Annotated in this window: 17 protein-coding genes; 4 read left to right on the top strand and 13 right to left on the bottom strand. The window is 68.6% G+C overall.

The genetic code is table 11. The features are described from left to right. Positions 1-17: 17 nt before the first annotated feature. Entirely contained in the window at positions 18-857 is an 840-nt protein-coding gene (locus GVY39_RS30495) for an ABC transporter ATP-binding protein (RefSeq protein WP_159930429.1), read from the bottom strand. Then, positions 854-1,525 carry a FadR/GntR family transcriptional regulator gene (locus GVY39_RS30490; protein ID WP_159930430.1) on the bottom strand — a complete coding sequence of 224 codons (672 nt, stop codon included), beginning with the start codon at positions 1,523-1,525 and terminating at the stop codon, positions 854-856. The genes GVY39_RS30495 and GVY39_RS30490 overlap by 4 nt, the downstream gene beginning before the upstream one ends. Before the next feature lie 260 nt (positions 1,526-1,785). Between GVY39_RS30490 and GVY39_RS30485 the strand changes: the two genes are divergently transcribed. After that, entirely contained in the window at positions 1,786-3,465 is a 1,680-nt protein-coding gene (locus tag GVY39_RS30485) for a 2-isopropylmalate synthase (RefSeq protein WP_195070741.1), read from the top strand. A 146-nt stretch (positions 3,466-3,611) separates the two neighbouring features. Here GVY39_RS30485 and GVY39_RS30480 read toward each other — a convergent pair whose 3' ends face one another. Together GVY39_RS30480 and GVY39_RS30475 are read right to left on the bottom strand one after the other, a co-directional pair. Then, entirely contained in the window at positions 3,612-4,133 is a 522-nt protein-coding gene (locus GVY39_RS30480) for a DinB family protein (protein ID WP_159930432.1), read from the bottom strand. A gap of 50 nt (positions 4,134-4,183) precedes the next feature. After that, positions 4,184-4,564 carry a nuclear transport factor 2 family protein gene (locus GVY39_RS30475; protein ID WP_159930433.1) on the bottom strand — a complete coding sequence of 127 codons (381 nt, stop codon included), beginning with the start codon at positions 4,562-4,564 and terminating at the stop codon, positions 4,184-4,186. An 87-nt stretch (positions 4,565-4,651) separates the two neighbouring features. On the opposite strand from GVY39_RS30475, the gene GVY39_RS30470 reads away from it, so the two are divergent. Further along, the gene (locus GVY39_RS30470) at positions 4,652-5,437 is read left to right on the top strand and encodes a helix-turn-helix domain-containing protein (protein WP_159930434.1); all 786 of its coding nucleotides are present in this window, start codon (positions 4,652-4,654) and stop codon (positions 5,435-5,437) included. 12 nt (positions 5,438-5,449) lie between these two features. On the opposite strand, the gene GVY39_RS30465 is transcribed toward GVY39_RS30470, so the two are convergent. Continuing rightward, positions 5,450-6,079, bottom strand: a complete 630-nt coding sequence (locus GVY39_RS30465) for a maleylpyruvate isomerase family mycothiol-dependent enzyme (RefSeq protein ID WP_159930435.1) — start codon at positions 6,077-6,079, stop codon at positions 5,450-5,452. Positions 6,080-6,233: 154 nt separating this feature from the next. Next, the gene (gene xylB, locus GVY39_RS30460; RefSeq protein ID WP_159930436.1) at positions 6,234-7,640 is read right to left on the bottom strand and encodes a xylulokinase; all 1,407 of its coding nucleotides are present in this window, start codon (positions 7,638-7,640) and stop codon (positions 6,234-6,236) included. 332 nt (positions 7,641-7,972) lie between these two features. Between xylB and GVY39_RS30455 the strand changes: the two genes are divergently transcribed. Continuing rightward, complete coding sequence (locus GVY39_RS30455; RefSeq protein ID WP_159930437.1) at positions 7,973-8,467, top strand: hypothetical protein; 495 nt, start codon at positions 7,973-7,975, stop codon at positions 8,465-8,467. On the opposite strand, the gene GVY39_RS30450 is transcribed toward GVY39_RS30455, so the two are convergent. The 6 genes from GVY39_RS30450 to GVY39_RS30425 all read right to left on the bottom strand — a co-directional run bounded on the left by GVY39_RS30450 (position 8,458) and on the right by GVY39_RS30425 (position 16,221). Then, positions 8,458-9,468, bottom strand: a complete 1,011-nt coding sequence (locus tag GVY39_RS30450) for a glycoside hydrolase family 172 protein (RefSeq protein ID WP_159930438.1) — start codon at positions 9,466-9,468, stop codon at positions 8,458-8,460. The two genes, GVY39_RS30455 and GVY39_RS30450, sit on opposite strands and share 10 nt — an antisense overlap. Further along, positions 9,465-9,908, bottom strand: a complete 444-nt coding sequence (locus tag GVY39_RS30445; protein ID WP_159930439.1) for a thioredoxin domain-containing protein — start codon at positions 9,906-9,908, stop codon at positions 9,465-9,467. The genes GVY39_RS30450 and GVY39_RS30445 overlap by 4 nt, the downstream gene beginning before the upstream one ends. A gap of 56 nt (positions 9,909-9,964) precedes the next feature. Then, the gene (locus GVY39_RS30440) at positions 9,965-11,446 is read right to left on the bottom strand and encodes an FGGY-family carbohydrate kinase (protein WP_159930445.1); all 1,482 of its coding nucleotides are present in this window, start codon (positions 11,444-11,446) and stop codon (positions 9,965-9,967) included. Between the two features lie 2 nt (positions 11,447-11,448). Beyond that, complete coding sequence (locus GVY39_RS30435; protein ID WP_159930440.1) at positions 11,449-12,861, bottom strand: L-fucose/L-arabinose isomerase family protein; 1,413 nt, start codon at positions 12,859-12,861, stop codon at positions 11,449-11,451. 117 nt (positions 12,862-12,978) lie between these two features. Next, entirely contained in the window at positions 12,979-13,857 is an 879-nt protein-coding gene (locus GVY39_RS30430; protein ID WP_159930441.1) for a glycosyl hydrolase family 32, read from the bottom strand. 78 nt (positions 13,858-13,935) lie between these two features. Next, positions 13,936-16,221 (bottom strand): excinuclease ABC subunit UvrA, encoded by a 2,286-nt coding sequence (locus GVY39_RS30425; protein ID WP_159930442.1) that lies wholly within the window; start codon positions 16,219-16,221, stop codon positions 13,936-13,938. Positions 16,222-16,284: 63 nt separating this feature from the next. Between GVY39_RS30425 and GVY39_RS30420 the strand changes: the two genes are divergently transcribed. Beyond that, positions 16,285-17,253, top strand: a complete 969-nt coding sequence (locus tag GVY39_RS30420; RefSeq protein ID WP_159930443.1) for a YafY family protein — start codon at positions 16,285-16,287, stop codon at positions 17,251-17,253. A gap of 384 nt (positions 17,254-17,637) precedes the next feature. Here GVY39_RS30420 and GVY39_RS34815 read toward each other — a convergent pair. Beyond that, a partial coding sequence (locus tag GVY39_RS34815) for a hypothetical protein (protein WP_236565766.1) occupies positions 17,638-17,862 on the bottom strand: 225 nt, incomplete at its 5' end.

Raw genomic sequence — 17,862 nt, 5'->3', positions numbered from 1 at the left:
ATCGGTCGATCCTCACATCACTGCATCGAACGAGCACCGTCCGAATCGACATGCGAGGGCCACGCGGTGGTTCTGCGCGCCGCGCGTGCGGTCCAGCGGCCCTCGTCGTAGCGGACCTCGACCGGGTGCGCGAACGCGGCGCTGACGTTCTCGGTGGTGATCGTCTCCGGCGCCGGGCCTGCCGCGACGGTGTGGCCGTCGGCGATGAGCAGCGCGTGGGTAGTCGTGCTGGGAAGTTCCTCCAAATGGTGGGTGACCAGGATGGAGGCGACGTCGGGATGGGTGCGGTCCAGTGTGTCGAGGGTGTCCAGCAGTTGCTCGCGCGCGGCCACGTCCAAACCGGTGGACGGCTCGTCGAACAGCAGCAGCCGGGGTTGCGCGATCAGCGCGCGAGCGATGAGCGTGCGGCCGCGTTCACCTTGGCTCAGCGTGGGCCAGACCTCGTCCGCCTTTCCCGTCAAACCGACGGTGTCGATGATCGCGTCGGCTCGGTCGAGCTGGTCGGCCGTCGGCGCCCAGCGCATCGGGGTGTCGATCGTCGCGGTCAGGCCGGTCAGCACCACCTCGCGAATGGTCAGCGGAGAGCGCAGCGGATGGCGGGGGTCGACCTGGCCGATGTCGCGGCGCAGCCGCTGCAATTCGACGCGGCCGAGTTCCGCCCCGAGCACGCGGACCGACCCCGAGGTCGGGAAGGTCACCGCACCGCAGAAGCCGAGCAACGTGCTCTTTCCCGCGCCGTTGGGACCCAGCAGCGCCCAGCGTTCGCCGGCGCGCACCGTCAGCGAGATCCCATTGATGATCTTCTTGCCGTCGCGGCGGAAGGTCACGTCGGACAGTTCGAGCACCGGAGTGGTCACGCGAAAGCCTCTCTCAGGGTGGTCAGGTGCGCGCGGCTGTGCTCGGCCGCGGCGGCGGGGTCGCGGGCGGCGATCGCGTCGGCCAGCCGCTCGTGCGCGGCGTGGTCCGCGGACTCCGACGGCACCGGGCGGATCTTCAGCATGTCGATCATCGCCAGCCGCAGCCGGGGCAGAAAGCTGTCGAACAGCTGGGTGAGCACGTCGTTGTGAGCGGCGACGATGACGGCCCGGTGAAATGCCATATCGGCGTCGACGTGCTCGGGCGCCGACTCCCCGTGCGCCGCACGCGCGGCCAGTGCCCGGCGGATCGCCCGCAGGTCGGCGGGAGTCCGCCGCCGCGCGGCCAGTGCGGCGGCCTCGGCCTCGATGGCGATGCGCGCCTCGATCACCGAGGCGATGGTGGCGCGGCGCAGCACGGCGTCCCACTCCTCGGGCACGTCCAGTGCGGTCACGAAGACGCCCGCGCCTTGGCGGCTGTCCAGCACGCCCTTGCCCGCCAGCTCGCGGATCGCCTCGCGCAGCGTCGAGCGTCCGACCCCCAGCTGCGCGGCCAGTGTCGTCTCGCCCGGCAGGCGGTGACCAAGCGGCCATTCGCCCGCCCGGATCCGGGTGAGCAGCAACTCGGCCGCCTGGGCGGCCAGGGGATGGCGCCGTACCTGCGAGATCATCAGGACCAGGACCTCTCTACTTGTCTGAGGAGTCGTGTTACAGTCTGCCATCATGCGCACCATGCTCCTGCTTAGCCGCCACGGCGGGGCCTGAACGACCGGCCCCCCGCCGTGGGGCTTCGTCGTGGCCGGTCACTTCGTCGTGACGGCCGCAACGGCCAGGAAGCAGACCCATGACCACCGCATTCCCCAGCATCGACACACCCGTGGGCGACGTACCGGATCAGGCTCCGGCGTGGAATCGTCAGCGGCATTCCCAAATGCCCTCGCATCGCTACCGTGACATCTACCAGCGCGTGGAAGTGCCGCTCACGCAGAGGCATTGGCCCGACGCCAGGATCACCCGGGCGCCCCTGTGGGTGCCGGTCGACTTGCGCGACGGCAACCAAGCCCTCGCCGAGCCGATGGACCCGGCGCGCAAGCGGCGCTTCTTCGAACTCATGATCGCCATGGGTTACAAGGAGATCGAGGTGGGCTATCCCTCGGCCTCCCAAACCGACTTCGACTTCGTCCGGCTCATCGCCGAGGACGATCTCGCACCCGAGGACGTGACGATCGTCGTCTTCACCCCGGCGCGTCGCGATCTCATCGCGAGCACCGTGGCCTCCATCCGGGGCATACCCAACGACGTCGTGATCCACATGTACACCGCCACGGCTCCCGCTTGGCGCGACATCGTGCTCGGCAAGGACCGCGCGGCGCTGCGCGAGCTGATCCTCGACGGCGGCCGTGCCGTGCTGGCCGGCGCCGGGGACCTGCCGAACGTGCGATTCGAGTTCTCACCCGAGGTGTTCAATCTGACCGAGCCCGATTACGTGCTCGACATCTGCGACCGGATGACCACGTTGTGGGACGCCACCGTGCGGCGGCCGGTCATCTTGAACCTGCCTGCCACCGTCGAGGTCGCCACCCCGAACGTCTATGCCGATCAGATCGAATACATGCACCGCAATCTGGCCCGCCGCGACAGCGTGATCCTGTCGGTGCACCCGCACAACGATCGCGGCACCGGCATCGCGTGCGCCGAGCTGGCGGTGCTCGCGGGCGCGCAACGCGTCGAGGGCTGCGTCTTCGGCAACGGTGAACGCACCGGCAACGTCGACATCGCCACGCTGGCGCTGAACCTGCATGCCCAAGGTGTGGACCCGATGATCGACTTCTCCGACATCGACGAGATCCGCCGCACCGTCGAATACTGCACGCGCATGCCGATTCACGAACGTCACCCGTACGTCGGCGACCTGGTGCACACCGCGTTCTCCGGCACCCATCAAGACGCCATCAAGAAGGGAATGGCAGAGCATCGCGCCCGCGCCGCCGCGACGGGCATCGAGGAGCGGGAACTCGACTGGCACGTGCCGTATCTGCCGATCGACCCCACCGACCTCGGCCGCGGCTACGACGGGGTGATCCGGGTCAACTCCCAATCCGGCAAGGGCGGCATCGCCTATCTGCTGCACACCGAGTACGGCATGGACCTGCCGCGGCGCTTGCAGATCGATTTCGCCGGACACGTCCAGGGGCTCGCCGACGACACGGGGGTCGAGATCACCGCCGCCGAACTGCTCGAGCTGTTCGAGGCGATCTACTGCGAGGACCAGTCGTGGCTGGACTTGAAGGAGTGGCGCACCAGCGGCGATGGTGCGGAGGCGCTCACCGAGATGACGCTGACCGTCGACGGGGTCGCCCACCATATACGCCGCGGCGGCGGCGGTCCTGTCGCGGTGCTGACCGAAGCGCTGGCCGCAGCCGGATACCCCATCGAAGTGCTCGGCCTGACCCAGCAGTCGATCGAGCGAGGCAACGACAGCGCCGCGATCACCTATCTGGAATATCGCAGCGGCGAACACACCGGATGGTCCTGCGGCCGGAGCGATTCCGTACTGGCGGCATCATTGGCCGCCGTGGTGCGTGCCGCTGGGCGCTCGGCGCGACGATGATCGTCTGACGCGACCGGTCCAGCGGCGTTCAGCGGCCGGTGGACCCGATCGGGGTGCTCGGGCGGGCCGGCACCTCGATCGGGCCGGGTCCGGTTCGCGATCGAAACCGGATCCGATGAATACGGGTGGAAGCGGCCGGTGGCCCGTCAGTCGCCGGTGAGACCGTCGATCCGCTGCCGCAACAGGTCCGCGTGACCGTTGTGCCGGGCGTATTCCTCGATCATGTGCAGGTATACCCAGCGCAAGGTGTAGACGTCGTCGCTCCAGCGATGGCGGAAGGTGTGGTCCAGCGGCAAGGCCGCGACGGCCGCGTCCGCTTCAGCGATCTCGGCCCGGAAGGCAGCGAAGGCCGCCTCCGGGTCGGCGTCGGCGATGTCGACGAAGTCGCCGTCCGGATTGTCCTCGGAGCAATAGACGTATCCGAGTTCCCGGCCCGCCGCGGCACGCCGGAACCAGCCGCGCTCGACCTCGGTCAGGTGCCGGACGAGGCCGAGCAGCGACATGGTCGACGGCTCGACGGAGCGCGCGCGAAGCTGGTCGCCGTCGAGCCCGGCGCACTTCCACAGCAGTGTGTCGCGGTGCCGGTCGAGCCATGCCCGCAGCATGGTGCGCTCGTCGGCGACCAGTGGCGCTTCGGTGCGTTCGATGTCGGGCGCGATCCACCTCACGCGCTCGACCATAGCCTCGCCCGGATCCATCGAGCACACGAATTTCCGCCTCAGAACATGCCGTGCGGTATTCGATCGGGTTCGGGCACCGGTTGGACGACATCCCAATGCTCCACGATCTTCCCGTCGACGAACCGCCAGATGTCGACGACCGCTTCGGCGGGCTCATCCGGCGGGATCATGCGGTAGTGCGTGACCACGTACTCGTCGTCGGCGATCACCCGCGCCAGCTCGAGCCGGGACGCGGCCACGGGCGCCTGCGCGATGAACTCGATGAAGGCGTCCTTCCCGGAGGGGTTTCCGGGGCTGTGCTCGAGGAAGTCTTCGTGCAGCAGCGTTCGCAGCACGTCGATGTTGCCCGCCGCGAATTCCCTGAAGCATCGCAGGACCAGTTCCTTGTTGCGTAGTGCCACGTTGTTGTCGTTCGTCATGCCGCCGAGACTGGCAGCGGGCCGACAGAAGTGTCGATTACCTGCCATGTAATGGCGGTACGACCCCGCCGTCGCGATACTGGGCCGATGAACGGTGACCGACCGGTAGGCGAGCTGCTGCGCGAGTGGCGGCACCGGCGGAAGTTGAGTCAGCTCGATCTGGCCATTCAGGCGGACGTGTCCGCCCGGCACGTCAGTTTCGTCGAGACCGGCCGCACGATTCCCAGCCGATCCATGGTGCTGCACCTGGCCGAACAGCTCGACATCCCGCTGCGCGAACGCAACCGAGTGCTGCTCGCCGCCGGACACGCTCCCGAGTTCCAGCGCCGCGATTGGACCGATCCCGCGCTACGGCGCGCCCGTTCCGCCGTACAGCGAGTCCTGCATCTGCACGAACCCTTTCCAGCGCTGGCCGTGGACCAGCGCTGGAATCTCGTACAGGCCAACGACTGCGTCGGTGTCTTCTTCGGCGACGTCGATCCGGATCTGCTCGAACCTCCGGTCAACATGATGCGGCTCGGTCTGCACCCACGGGGATTCGCCTCCCGGCTGCGCAATCTCGAACAGGTCCGGGCCTTCCTGCTGCCCCGCCTGGCGCGCCAGGTCACGGCGACCGGAGATGCCGAACTCGCGGCTCTGCAGGAGGAACTGTGGGGCTACGGCGCCCCGGGGAGTGCCGACAGCGACCCCGCGGACATCATGTTGCCGATCCGGCTGCGCCACCGCGACGCCGAACTCTCGTTCTTCAGCACGATCACCACCTTCGGCGCGGCTTTCGACATCACGCTCGACGAGGTCGCGGTCGAAGCGTACTTCCCTGCCGACGACGAAACAGCCGCCTATCTGCGCGGGCTTGCCGACGCCGCCCGGTAGCGCACAGTCGGGTCATCCCGGCGCGGTGAATCGCGGCGCGGTCGAGCCGCGCAGATGTCCGGCGGGCAGCTTGCGGCCGCAGAGTACGAGCAGCAGATCCTGAGCCGAACCCGACAGCACCGTGCCGGAGCCGTAGCTGAAGTCCAGGTCGTCGGCGCGCAGTTCGACACCGCCGAGTTCAGCTCCGAACAGCTTGACGGTCTTCGGATCGATCGTGTCCAGGACCAAGCGCATCCGATCATCCGGCACCCGGCGGTCCAGGCCGAGCGCGACGGTGATGTCCAGGCCGTGGATCACGTCGTGACTCAACGCGTTGGACAGTCCGCCGCCCGGTGGCCGCCAGGGGTGATCGACGTTGTCCCACAGCGATTTCAGCAGATCCGACGCGCTGAGCGTGGCGGCGTCCACCCGGGCGGTGCGGTCGGCCATGCGATTGAAGTTGCCGAACGCCGCCAGCATCCCCAGCGCGAAGCGGGCACTCGACAGCCGATACGGCATGGTGATGTGCGCGACCACTTCGCGTACCCGCCAGCCCGCGCACAGCGTCGGCGCGTCCCAGCTCGCGGCATCCAGCCCGGCCAACAGTTCGGCGAGTTCCGTCCGTTCCGCCGTCACCGCCCTTCGCACCTGGGTATCGGTCATTCGTCCACCTCTCTTCGACGAGGGTGATCAAACCCCTCCGGCCGTCGAGACGCCACCCCAGCGATGGAAATCGGCGACCGGAACAGCGGTGCACGCGCGGCTTCGGGTCCCGGCACCGGCGGACCCGGCCTGGCAGGGCACGCGAAGGTCGTGGTCAGCCGTGCAGCGCCCGGCGTGCCCGCTCGTACTCGGCGCGGATCCGTCGCCCGGCAGCGGCATCGGTAGGCGCGGGAATCTCCGCGACCGTGCGCGCGGGCCAGGCCGGCGGCCGGGACGCACCGCTCAGTGCCCAGGCTGCCTGGCGAGCGGCGCCGAGCGCGACGTACTCGGCGGGTTCCGGCACCGTCACCGTGACGCCGAAGATCTGCGCGGCCACCTCCGCGACCAGCCGCGAGCGTGCCGCGCCGCCGATGAGCAGGACGCGCCGGGGCGTCACCCCGGAACCGGTGAGGTGGTCGAGCGCGTCGGCGAGATGGCACAGCAAGCCTTCGAAGGCGGCACGGGCCACGGTGCCGGGACGCATGGCGCCCGGCCGCAGACCGTGCAGACTGCCCGTCGCGTGCGGAAGGTTGGGTGTGCGTTCACCGGCGAGGTAGGGCAACAGGACCACGCCATCGGCGCCCGGCGGTTCCGGCGCGGCCAGCGATTCCAGCGTGGGCAGATCCACGCCGAGCAGGTCGGCGGTCGAGGTCAGGACGCGCGCGGCGTTGAGCGTGCAGACCAGCGGCAGGAACGCGCCGGTGGCGTCGGCGAATCCGGCCACCGCGCCGCTCGGGTCGGCGCCGGGGCGACCGGAACGAGCGAAGACCGTCCCGCTGGTGCCCAGGGAGACCACCACGTCGCCTTCCGTGATGCCCAAACCGAGCGCGGCCCCGGCGTTGTCGCCCGTTCCCGCGGCGACGAGTACACCCGACGGCGTCCGGCCTGCGGGCTCGTCCGGGCGAAGGACGCGAGGCAGGAATGGCCTACGTCCGCGAAAGGCCATGGCCAGCAGGTCTTCGCGATAGCCGCCATCGGCGGGCGACCAGTAACCGGTGCCGGACGCGTCGCCCCGGTCGGTGGTCGGCTCGGGCATATGGCCGGCGCCACCGTCCCGGAGTCGCCAGGTCACGTAGTCGTGGGGCAGCAGGACGTGCGCGGTGCGGTCGGCGAGTTCGGGCTCGTGGTCGGCCAACCAGCGCAACTTGGCGACGGTGAAGGCCGCCACCGGCACGCTGCCCACCGCATCGGCCCACGCCCGCGCTCCGCCGAGGTCGGCGATCAATTCCTCGGCCGCGTCCGCGGAGCGCAGGTCGTTCCACAACAGCGCGTCCCGCACCGGACGACCTGCCGCGTCCAGAGCGACCAGGCCGTGCTGCTGTCCCGCGACGGCGATCGCGTCGACGTGCTCGAGCAATCCCGCGCCCGCCGTACACAGTGCGTCCCACCACGCGGCCGGTGCGACCTCCGTCCCCTCGGGGTGGGGCGCCTGACCTCGACCGAGGATTTCACCGCTGTCGGCGTCACAGACGACGACTTTGCACGACTGGGTAGAGCTGTCGATTCCCGCGACCGTCGTCATCCTGCCCACCCCCATCGAATTCCGTTCGCGCCGCCGACGCGGCATCCCCGGCGCGGGGCGATCGGCACGACCCCGGACGAATCCGGTCGAATCCCGAGGACGAATCCGCCGCGTGATCCGAGGCGGACGGCCTTGCCCGGACCCCCTGCTGCCCACCGCTGACCGAACCCGGGCGTAGCGCGGCCGCTGGAACGGTACGACGCGTCACGCGCCTGCCGCACCACCAACCTTTCGATCGTCTCGAGCACACGCATACCGACCACCTTGCACCCCGACCGCCCCGCACCGGCCCCTTTCACGTGTCCGACCGCCGTATCGGGCAGACTGGCGCGATGAGCATCGACCCCACCGACGTGCGCATCCGCACGGGAGACGGGACGCCGCTGCCGGAACTGACCGAGGACGCGCTCGGCGACCTGCTCGACGAATCCGCAGGTCCGGAACACGCCATTCTGGAGCTCAGCCGGGCCGACCTGCACGACATCCGTGCCAGGTTGCTGCCCGACGGCGTCTACGAACTGGAGCACCGGGCCGGGTCGGCGACGGAAACCTTCCAGATGTACACCTCCGACCCGGTGCTCGTGCGCGACGTGCTGTGGGCTTGGCTCTCCGGTGATCCGTGGTGGCACGACTCGGTCGCGTGGTTCCCCGTCGACCCGGCGTTCGCGGAACTGCGAGCCGTGCAGGACGAACTCGCCGGACTGCTGGACGGGCTGACCGTCCTGGACGGTGTCACCGCGGACCTGGACGCGGCGCTGGCACGCGCTGACGAACTGCTGGCACCGGACTTCGCGGCATCGGACGCGGACGACCCTGATCAGGCCTGATACCACCATGCGGTGGTCGCGACGTCGGCGTCCTCCAGCGGAAGATAGGTCTCCACGTCCCGCCATCCGAGGGCCTGCACGGTGACGCGCAATTCGCGCTCGAAACAGATCGGGTCGCGCACATGCCAGCGGTACATCCCGAATCGCTGATCCGGTCGATAGATTTCTTCCGGCGGCAGCACTTGGTGCAGCCCGAGATAGGGCGTGCAATATGTCCGGTAGGTCCCGTCGAGATCGAAATTCCAGGCGCCGCCGAAATAGTCCTCGGTGCCTGTCCCGCAAATAGTGGGATGATCGGTGTCTCCGTCGAGGAAGAACTTGACTTCACCTTCGCCCCACCATCCCGGCGCACCCGGGCGAATGGCTAGATAGGTGCCGACGTAGCGGCCCGGTCCCGGTGTCGTGTCGAGAATCGTGTGTACGGCCGGATTGCCCACTCCGGTGGTGTGCGTCCACCGAGTGTGCAGATACCCGGCGCCGTCCGGCACGTCCTCTTCGGTATAGGTCGCTTGGTAGTACACCGGAACCTCACGGCCGCAGCCGTTCTCGAGCGTGATGCGCGCTCGATGCCGGAACGGCATGGGCCAGTAGCTGTTGAGTCCTCCGGCGGGCGCCACGACCACCATCTCCGAACTCAGCAAGGCCAGCTCGCCCCAGCCGTTGCAGAAGAAGTCACCGAGTGGCAGCTCGATCGCGGGCCGCGCCGCGTCGTCCCAGGACATCCGCAACGTCAGCCCGCGCAAGACGGAACGTTCGGTGGTCAACCAGAAATGCCGGAACACGCCGGGCCCGGAAACATCGGCCAACGTGGCGTTTTCCCCATCGGCGAGCGCGATGGACGGGGAAACCTTCCACCCCGCCCCCAGCAGCCTGGCCGCGCGCGCTCCGGTGCCGTCGGTCGCTCGGGCGCCCGCGCCGGGCGCTCCGGTCGGATTCTCGGCGCTGACCGACCGCGTGCGCGTGCCGTCCAGCCGCCACAGGTCACCGCCCGGCGCGGTCACAGTCCCGGCCAGCCGTATCGGGGTGCGGTCGGCGCGAGTCCGGCTCTGCGGGAGGCGCCGGACCCGCCGGTCGTGGCGAGCTGCCGGGCTTCGGCCTGCTCCCGCCGGACCTGGTCCATGTCGAGCCAGAGGATCTGCTGCACGAGGTCCTCCAGCGCGTCCGCCGCCAACGCCCCCGCCTCGCAGTAGACCAGCACACCCTCCCGGAACGCCATCAGCGTCGGATACTGGGTGACCTGGGCACGCGCGCTCAACGCGACCTCTGCTTCGGTGTCGACCTTGCCGCGCACGATCTCCGGATGCCGATCCGCCGACGCCTCGTACACGGGAGCGAATCGCTGGCACGGCCCACACCAGCCCGCCCACCAATCCACGAGCACGATGGCGTGGGACGCGACGACGGACTCGAAATCGTGCTGGGTCAAGGTGATCGTGGGCATGGAATCCTCGTATCGTTCTGCGAAGCAACTCTGCATCGTCGCATGGATATCCGCGATCATGAAGGCGCACCGGCACGATGCTGTTCGGCCGCCAGGAAATGCGCGATATTCGTCGTGTGGTCGTACAGATCGCGGTAATGACGGTAATACTCTTCGTATTTCGCGGTGCGCGCGGGATGAGACCGCACCGTGTCTACGACGGGATTCCACGCGGAGGTATCGACGCCGGCGGCTTCGGCCGCGAGCAGCGCGTCGCCGAGACTCGCGCCGACGGTGTCGGCGGGCAACTGCTGTGGCAGGCCGGTGACATCGGAGACGATCCGGGTCCACAGGCCGCCTTTGGTGCCACCGCCCACCGCGACCAGACGCCCGGCCCGCCCACCGGCTTCGGTCATGGCCTCGAGATTGTGCCGCACCCCGTAGGCGATGCCTTCCAGGACCGCGCGGTAGAGCTCGGCTTTTCCGTGCCCGAGGGTCAGTCCCGCGACGATGCCGCGGGCGTCCGGGTCGAACAGGGGAGTGCGCTCCCCGGCGAAATAGGGCAGCGCGAGCAGCCCTCTGCTGCCGGGCGGCACGTCCGCGGCCGCGGCGACCAGGTCGGCGAACTCGCCGCCGACGAGCTTGCGCAGCCAGTCGGTGACCGCGCCGGAGGTGGCCATGCCCGCGGCGAGCGTGTACGTGTCCGGCCAGGTGCCGCAGGTGCCCCACAGGCCGGGATGCGGGCGGGGGTCGGTGAGCACCTGCACCAGGAACATCGTGGTGCCGTACATGATCATCGCGTCGCCCGGCGCGCGGACGCCGACGCTGGCCGCCTCGGCCCACGCATCGATGGTGCCGGTGGTGACCGGCAGGCCCGCCGGAAGACCCGTGGCGGCCGCCGCGTCCGCGGTCACCCGGCCCACGATCTGCGTGGGCCAGGCCAGTTCGGGCAGCGACCATCCCGGCACGATCCGCTCGGCCCAATCCGTCGCCCACGCGCGGGCACGCAAGTCGTACAGGGGTACGCACTGACTGGCCGATTGGTGGTCGAGAACGTACCGGCCGGTGAGCCGGTACACCAGGAAAGAACTCGCCATCAGCAGCATTTCGGTGCGTGCGGCGACCTCCGGTTCGTGCCGGACCAGCCACCGGGCCTTCGGACCGACGGCCTGGCTGGTCAGCGTCGATCCGGCGCGGTCGAGCACGGCCCGCGCGCCGAATTCGTCGTTCAATTCCGTGATCTCGGCGCTCGCCCTGGTGTCGACGCCGTAGAGGATGGCCGGACGCAGCGGCGTGCCCTGCGCATCGGCGGGCAGGAGGCACGGGCCGATGCCGGATACCGCCAGACCGTCGAGCGGGGCGCCGCCCGCCGCGTCGACGAGGTCGCGGGCGAGCGCCACGAAATCGCCCCACCACACCGCTTCCGCGTCGTGCTCGACCCAGCCCGGGTGCGGCATGGAAACGTCGTGCGCTCGTTCGGCTCTGGCGACGATCGTGCCGCGGGCATCGGTGAGGACGCCTTTGGAGCTCGAGGTTCCGATGTCGATGCCGAGGAACATCGTCACCGCGTGAACTCGTCCAGCGTGACGTCGAGCAGTTCGCACGTCGCGCGGATCGAGGCCCGGTGATCACCGGGCACCGCGTGGATGTGGTTGGCGCCGAAGCGGTTCAAGAAGTCCTCGGCGCGCGCGTCCAGCCGGGCGAACGCGTGCGGCCACTCCCAGGTCGATTGCTTCATCAGCGCCTCGTTGGTCCGCTGGTCGTAGTTCTCGAACTCGCCGAGCATCAGTTGCATGCGGTAGCGGCCGTCGAGGCGGGTCAGCCGCGCGAGCGTCATCCGGCCCGGCGCGGCCAAGTGGTGCACCGAGGCGCCGCCCGCGGGGAAGAAGAACACCTCCGGGTACAGGTGCACCTTCGCCAGATTCTCCGCGGGGTCGGCGCTGCGCGCGGCGAACCAGGTGGCGTGCTGGCCGGAATTGCAGAGATCCCAGATGTCGCGGTCGGCGTGATAGTGGCGGACGTCGGCGAACAGCACCGGGGTGCCGGCGATCCGCTTGAGCAGCTGCATGGTCAGCGCGCCGTCCATGTCCGCCTCGGTGGCGCAGACGTGCGGCTCTTTGGGGCCGTTCCAGTCGTAGGGATCGTTGAGGAACGCCTCGGTGACGTCCATGGTGGCGAAGTACTGGGTGAGTTCGGGCTGTCCCTTGATCCCCGAGAAATCCAAGCGCCATTCAGCGATCAGCTCGCGCACCGCCAGATAGGAGCGGATCTGGCGTTCCAGCAGCTCGGGGGTGAGTTTGGCGCCGTCGTAGTGCACGCCCGCGGTGTGCCGCTCCAGCCACTCGCGCGCGGCCCTGGCCTCGCCCGCGTCGGCGAGTTCGGCGCGCCGCACGATCTCCCACTGGTCGATCTCCTCGACGTCGATGCCGAATTGCCGCTGCCACTGATCGGTGTTGGCGACCGCGGTGTTCATCCCCATCGGTCGCCCGCCGAAGCGCCCGAATGTCGTACCCCGCAGGCCGGAGACGGCCGCGGCGGCACGCGCGCGCACACCGATGGCTTCGATGAGTTCGGGATCGGACGGATCGCCCCACAGCCTGCTGTGCTCGCGTCCGACCTGGTCCAGTGCGCCGCCTGCGGCGAGCATGCCCACCATGCCGGGTTGCACCGGGTCGACGTTCGACAGCAACAGCAGCGGCCCGGGGATTGCGCCCGCCGCGAGCATGGTGAAGTGCGGGAACGCCCAGACCGCATAGTGCAGAACGGTCAGGTCCACGCCCGCGCCCGCGACCGCGCGCGCCACCGAACTCGCCAGCGCGTTGTCGCTGACCGGGGCCGAGCCGCGGACGACGTCGTGTCCCGCCGCGGCGAGCGCGCCCACCAGCCGATCCTCGGCGGAGGCGATGAAGTCGGCGATGCCCGCATGCACGTAGTCGCGGCCATCGGAAATGCTGATAACGCCGATACGGGCCATGCCGGTCCCTCCCGTAGGTGGGTGATCGGAGAGTTCGACTCGATCAACAGATACCAGTCACGACCGAGCCCGTTGGCGTTTCGCCGAAATCGAGCCCGGCTCGGCGCTTCGGACCGCTTATCTCGGAACCGTTTTGACGACGCGCGAGTGCGGGAAGGTGAGCGGCGCCAGATGCACGCCGCCCTGGCCCCAGCCCGCGCTGGTGATCCACCATCGACCGTCGTCGTGGACCGCTTCGGCAGCGTGCGCCGGAATGTGACCGACCTTGTCCCCGATGCGGAACCGGAATGGACTGTCACTGCGGAACACGTCGGTGCCGACGTAATGCGGACGCGGACCGATGAACAGATACCACCATCCGTCGTGCCGCAGGACGTAAGGAGATTCGGTATTGCCCGCTTCCGTGCCTTTGGTCGGGTCCGTATAAGCGACATGCCGCTCGCCCCAGTGCACGAGGTCGGTGCTGGTTCGGTAGGCGACGACGTGATGACCACCGGCCGGGGCGCTGGTCGCGCAGTAGTACATCACCCATTGGTCGCCGACACGTGCCACCATCGGGTCACGAGCGTCGTATCCGTCGCGGAACAGCGGACCCGCCGGCGACCTGGTCCAGCGGAACAGGTCCGGCGAGGTCGCCGAGTTCATCGCGGCGCGGGTGCGGTCCGCGCCGCCCGCCGCGTAGAACATGTGGTACTGCCCGTGGACGCCGATCACATAGGGCGCCCAGAGATGCGTTTCGCCGTAGTCCCGATTCATCCGCAGCGCGGCGTCGTGCTTGGTCCACGGCCCGAGCAGCCGGTCGGCGCTGGCATGGGCGAACTCGACCTCGTCGAACGGATCCGCGGGCTCCGGGTGGGTGATTCCGAACAGATGCCACCGCCCGGCGTCGTCGCGAACCATCGTGTGGTCGTTGATGTACCAGGCTTCCGGCTCGCCGACGCTCGGATCGTAGATCCGCGCGAATGCCCCCGCTCGAACCACCTGCCGCGTCGTCATAGGTTCATGATGCCGCCGCGGCAGTCGTCGCGTGCCGTCCTGAGCTCTCGGGTCCGCGTCCTCGGCATGCGGAAATGCTCAGGCGGCGACGCTGCGCCGCAGGTACTCCGCGGTGAGGGACCGATCGTCCCGCAGCAAGGCCGCCGGCGTCCCGGCGAAAACTATGTCGCCGCCGTGCTTTCCGCCGTCGGGTCCGAGATCGATCACCCAGTCGGCGCGCGCGACCACGTCCAGGTCGTGTTCGATGACGATCACCGTGTTGCCCGCGTCGACCAGCCGGTCCAGCAGCGCCACCAGGGTGTCGACGTCGGCCATGTGCAGCCCGGTGGTGGGCTCGTCCAGCACGTAGACGCCGGCTCCGTCGCGACGCTGGAGATGGTCGGCCAGCTTGACGCGCTGGCGCTCCCCGCCGGACAGCGACGTGAGCGAGCGGCCGAGGGCGAGGTAGCCGAGCCCGACGTCGAGCAGTGCCCGCAACGGCGTGCGAATCCTCCGGTCGCCCTCCTCGGCCCAGAAGTCCAGCGCCTGTTCGGCGGGCATCTCCAGCACGTCGGCGATGGACGCGCCGCGAATCTCGTAGGCCAGCGCCTCCGGCCGGAATCTGCGTCCGTGGCAGGACCGGCAAACCGTGGTGACCGGATCCATGTAGGCCAGGTCGGTGAAGATCACCCCGGCGCCATCGCATTCGCCGCAGGCGCCATCCGAGTTGAAGCTGAACAGGCCTGGCCGGACCCCGTGCTGCTTGGCGAAAAGCTGACGCAGCGGATCCATGATGCCGAGATATGTGGCGGGGCTCGAGCGGCGGGAGGCGGCGATTGCGGACTGGTCGACCACGATGACCTGCGGATGTGCCGCGACGAACGCGCCGGACACCAGTGTGCTCTTCCCGGAGCCCGCCACTCCGGTCACCGCCGTGAGCACGCCCGTCGGAAAGCGCGCGGTGAGATTCTTCAGGTTGTAGGTGTCGGCGCCGGTGACGGTGAGCCATCCGTCCGGCTCGCGGACGTCTTCCTTGACCCGCCGCGCCCGGCGCAGTCGTTCCCCGGTCGGCGTCCGTGCGGCCCGCAGTTGATCGACCGTCCCCTGGAAGACGACCTGTCCGCCGCGTCCTCCAGCGCCCGGCCCCATGTCGACTACATGGTCGGCGACGGCGATGACGTCGGGGGAGTGCTCGACGACCAGGACAGTGTTGCCCTTGTCGCGCAGCTGGATCAGCAGGTTGTTCAGCCGGCCCACGTCTCGGGGATGCATGCCGACACTCGGCTCGTCGAAGATGTAGGTCATGCCGGTGAGGCTGGAGCCCAGATGCCGGACGACTTTCAGGCGCTGCGCCTCCCCGCCGGACAGGGTCGCGGTTTCCCGATCGAGCGACAGATAGCCGAGCCCGACCTCCTCGATCCGGCGCAACCGGGCGACGGCGGCCCGCGCGATCGGTGCGGCGACCGGATCGTCCAGGCCTTCGAGCACCTCGATGAGTTCGGTGATCTCCAGCCTGCCGTAGTCGGCGATGCCGAGCCCATCGATGCGGCTCGCCAGCGCGGCGGCGTTGAGCCGGGCGCCACCGCACTCCGGGCAGACCTCCTCGGTGACCACCGCTCGGGCGGCCGCGCGATTCTTGTCCGAAAGCGCGGTGAGATCACGCTTGACATAGAGACGGTCGAACCGCTCCAGCAGGCCTTCGTAGGCGTTGTTACCCGCCGAGCCGTTCCGATTCTTGCGCGGCACCCGGAAGCCTTTGCCGTGGAGGAACAATTCCCATTCTTCCGGGGTGAACTCCCGCAGTGGCTTGTCCGCGTCGAAGAGTCCCGACTCGGCATAGAGCTGCCACTGAAACGTTCCCACCGCGAAGGGCCCGAAGGTGATGGCGCCCTCGTTGAGCGACTTGCCCGTATCGATGAGCTTGTCCAAATCCGGGCGCACCACCTGGCCCAGCCCGCCACACGCAGGACACATACCCAGCGGGTCGTTGAACGAATAGCGGGTGGCCTCGCCGGCGCTCGGCACGCTGTGCCGGGAGAACAGCACACGGATGATCGACTGGATGTCGGTCATGGTCCCCACCGTGGAACGGGAATTGCCGCCGATCGGCTTCTGGTCGACAACCACGGCGGGGGCCAGGTTGTCGATAGCGTCCGCCTCCGGCCGCTCGTATTTCGGCAGCCGGTTGCGGATGAACCAGGTGAACGTCTCGTTGAGCTGTCGCTGCGATTCGACCGCGACGGTGCCGAAGACGATCGACGACTTACCCGAACCGGAGACGCCGGTGAAGACCACGATCTTGCCCTTGGGGATCGTCAGCGAGACGTCGCGCAGGTTGTTCTCGCGGGCCCCGACGATCTCGATGGTGTCTCGATGAGCATGCACGAAGGCCACGCTAGGAGCCGATGAGGTCGGTTTCTGTCCTTATTCGCGGCCATACTGGAGCGCGTGACCCAGACCGCCGCGCGACTGCTCCAGCTGCTGTCGCTGCTGCAGACCCGCCGGGAATGGAGCGGCCCGGAATTGGCGGCGCGTCTCGGGGTCACGGTGCGGACGGTGCGCCGGGACGTGGAGCGCCTGCGTGAGCTGGAATATCCGGTGGTCGCGAGCCTCGGCGCGATCGGTGGATACCGGCTGGAGGCGGGCGCGGCGCTGCCGCCTCTGCTGCTCGACGACGAGGAGGCGGTCGCGATCACCCTCGGACTGCGCGGCGCGGCACAAGGCGCGGTCGTCGGTATCGAGGAATCGGCCGCCCGCGCCCTGGTGAAACTGCAGCAAGTGCTGCCGTCGCGGTTGCGCCGCCGGGTCGACGCCATAGACACAACCACCGTGTCGCTCGGCGGACCCGCCGCCGGTCCGAGGATCGATCCGGAAGTTCTCGTCGCCTTGGCCGCCGCCGCACGCGACAACGAAAGAATCCGCTTCCGCTACCGGGACAAGGCCGACGCGGAGACCAGCCGCCTCGCCGAACCCCACAGCCTCGTTTCCGCGGGCCGTCGCTGGTATCTGGTGGCCTGGGATGTCGGTCGCGGTGACTGGCGCACTTTGCGCGTGGACCGCGTGACCGCGCCGCAGCCCACCGGAATACGCTGCGCACCCCGAGCGCTGCCCGCCGAGGACGCGGCGAGTTTCGTGACCAGCCAGTTGGCCCGGACCAGGCCGGTCCGAGAGGTGATCCTGCGGGTCCACGCCCGCGCCGACACTCTCGTCGAAGCGTTCCGGGTTCGCGCGGAGGAGATCGAACCGGTGGACGCGCGGACCTGTCTTCTGCGCACCTCGGCGGATTCCTTGGAGTGGACCGCCCTCCGCATCGCCCACCTGGACCTGGAGTTCGAGGTCGTCGAACCCACCGAAATGAAAGCTCTGCTCGGTGATCTCGGCGCGAAATTACTCCGTGCGGCCAGGAATACGGGCTGACCACCTCAGCCGATATTCGCCAGACCCCCGTCGGAAGCGGCGCTACGGTGCGGCGCATGACGTCATCGCTGGATCGCCCGACACGCCCGCCTGGTGGGCAACGGGAGAACTCGATTCATGGAGTGGTCGCGCAGCCCGGTGAGCTTCCGAAGTCGATCTCGGGTGGCTTGAATCACATTTGTGTCATTCGGTGTCGAACCGGGGTGAGTGCACGCCTCTGACCTGCGAAATCGTGCGTTGCGCAGGCGATTTGACGAAGCGTTCGACGCCGCGTAACTTATTCCAGGTCAGAGCGACACGGACACCGACCCGGAGCCGAGAAGCGAAGCGGAGACGCTGAGCGGATGGACCGGGAAACGAGGTAGGACGAGGAGCGCCTGGCGATCACACTGGCTCGATAGGGAGCCCGATTTTGATCGGGTCAACGAATGAGCTATGCTGGAAAAGTTGCCTCACTGAAGTTCCGGTGAATACCGGGGTGAATGTGTGTGCGTGTGTTCTTTGAGAACTCAATAGTGTGTCGATGAATGTCAGTGCCAAATATTTTTTGGTTCCGGCTCTTGCACTCCCCGTGTGGAGGGTCGGGCATTTTTTGTCAGCTTTTTGCTG

This window comes from Nocardia sp. CY15, assembly GCF_009829295.1.
Classification (GTDB): domain Bacteria; phylum Actinomycetota; class Actinomycetes; order Mycobacteriales; family Mycobacteriaceae; genus Nocardia; species Nocardia sputi.
Note: the sequence above shows the minus strand (reverse complement) of the source record. Positions and strands in the feature narration are given on the sequence as shown.

Bases quoted from the DNA above. Each gene is read 5' to 3' on its own strand.
- GVY39_RS30475 (WP_159930433.1), bottom strand. From the start codon at position 4,564: ATGACGAACGACAACAACGTGGCACTACGCAACAAGGAACTGGTCCTG.
- GVY39_RS30430 (WP_159930441.1), bottom strand. From the start codon at position 13,857: ATGACGACGCGGCAGGTGGTTCGAGCGGGGGCATTCGCGCGGATCTAC.
- GVY39_RS30465 (WP_159930435.1), bottom strand. From the start codon at position 6,079: ATGACCGATACCCAGGTGCGAAGGGCGGTGACGGCGGAACGGACGGAA.
- GVY39_RS30435 (WP_159930440.1), bottom strand. From the start codon at position 12,861: ATGGCCCGTATCGGCGTTATCAGCATTTCCGATGGCCGCGACTACGTG.
- GVY39_RS30440 (WP_159930445.1), bottom strand. From the start codon at position 11,446: ATGTTCCTCGGCATCGACATCGGAACCTCGAGCTCCAAAGGCGTCCTC.
- GVY39_RS30490 (WP_159930430.1), bottom strand. From the start codon at position 1,525: ATGATCTCGCAGGTACGGCGCCATCCCCTGGCCGCCCAGGCGGCCGAG.
- GVY39_RS30445 (WP_159930439.1), bottom strand. From the start codon at position 9,908: ATGCCCACGATCACCTTGACCCAGCACGATTTCGAGTCCGTCGTCGCG.
- xylB (WP_159930436.1), bottom strand. From the start codon at position 7,640: ATGACGACGGTCGCGGGAATCGACAGCTCTACCCAGTCGTGCAAAGTC.
- GVY39_RS30470 (WP_159930434.1), top strand. From the start codon at position 4,652: ATGAACGGTGACCGACCGGTAGGCGAGCTGCTGCGCGAGTGGCGGCAC.
- GVY39_RS30455 (WP_159930437.1), top strand. From the start codon at position 7,973: ATGAGCATCGACCCCACCGACGTGCGCATCCGCACGGGAGACGGGACG.
- GVY39_RS30485 (WP_195070741.1), top strand. From the start codon at position 1,786: ATGCCCTCGCATCGCTACCGTGACATCTACCAGCGCGTGGAAGTGCCG.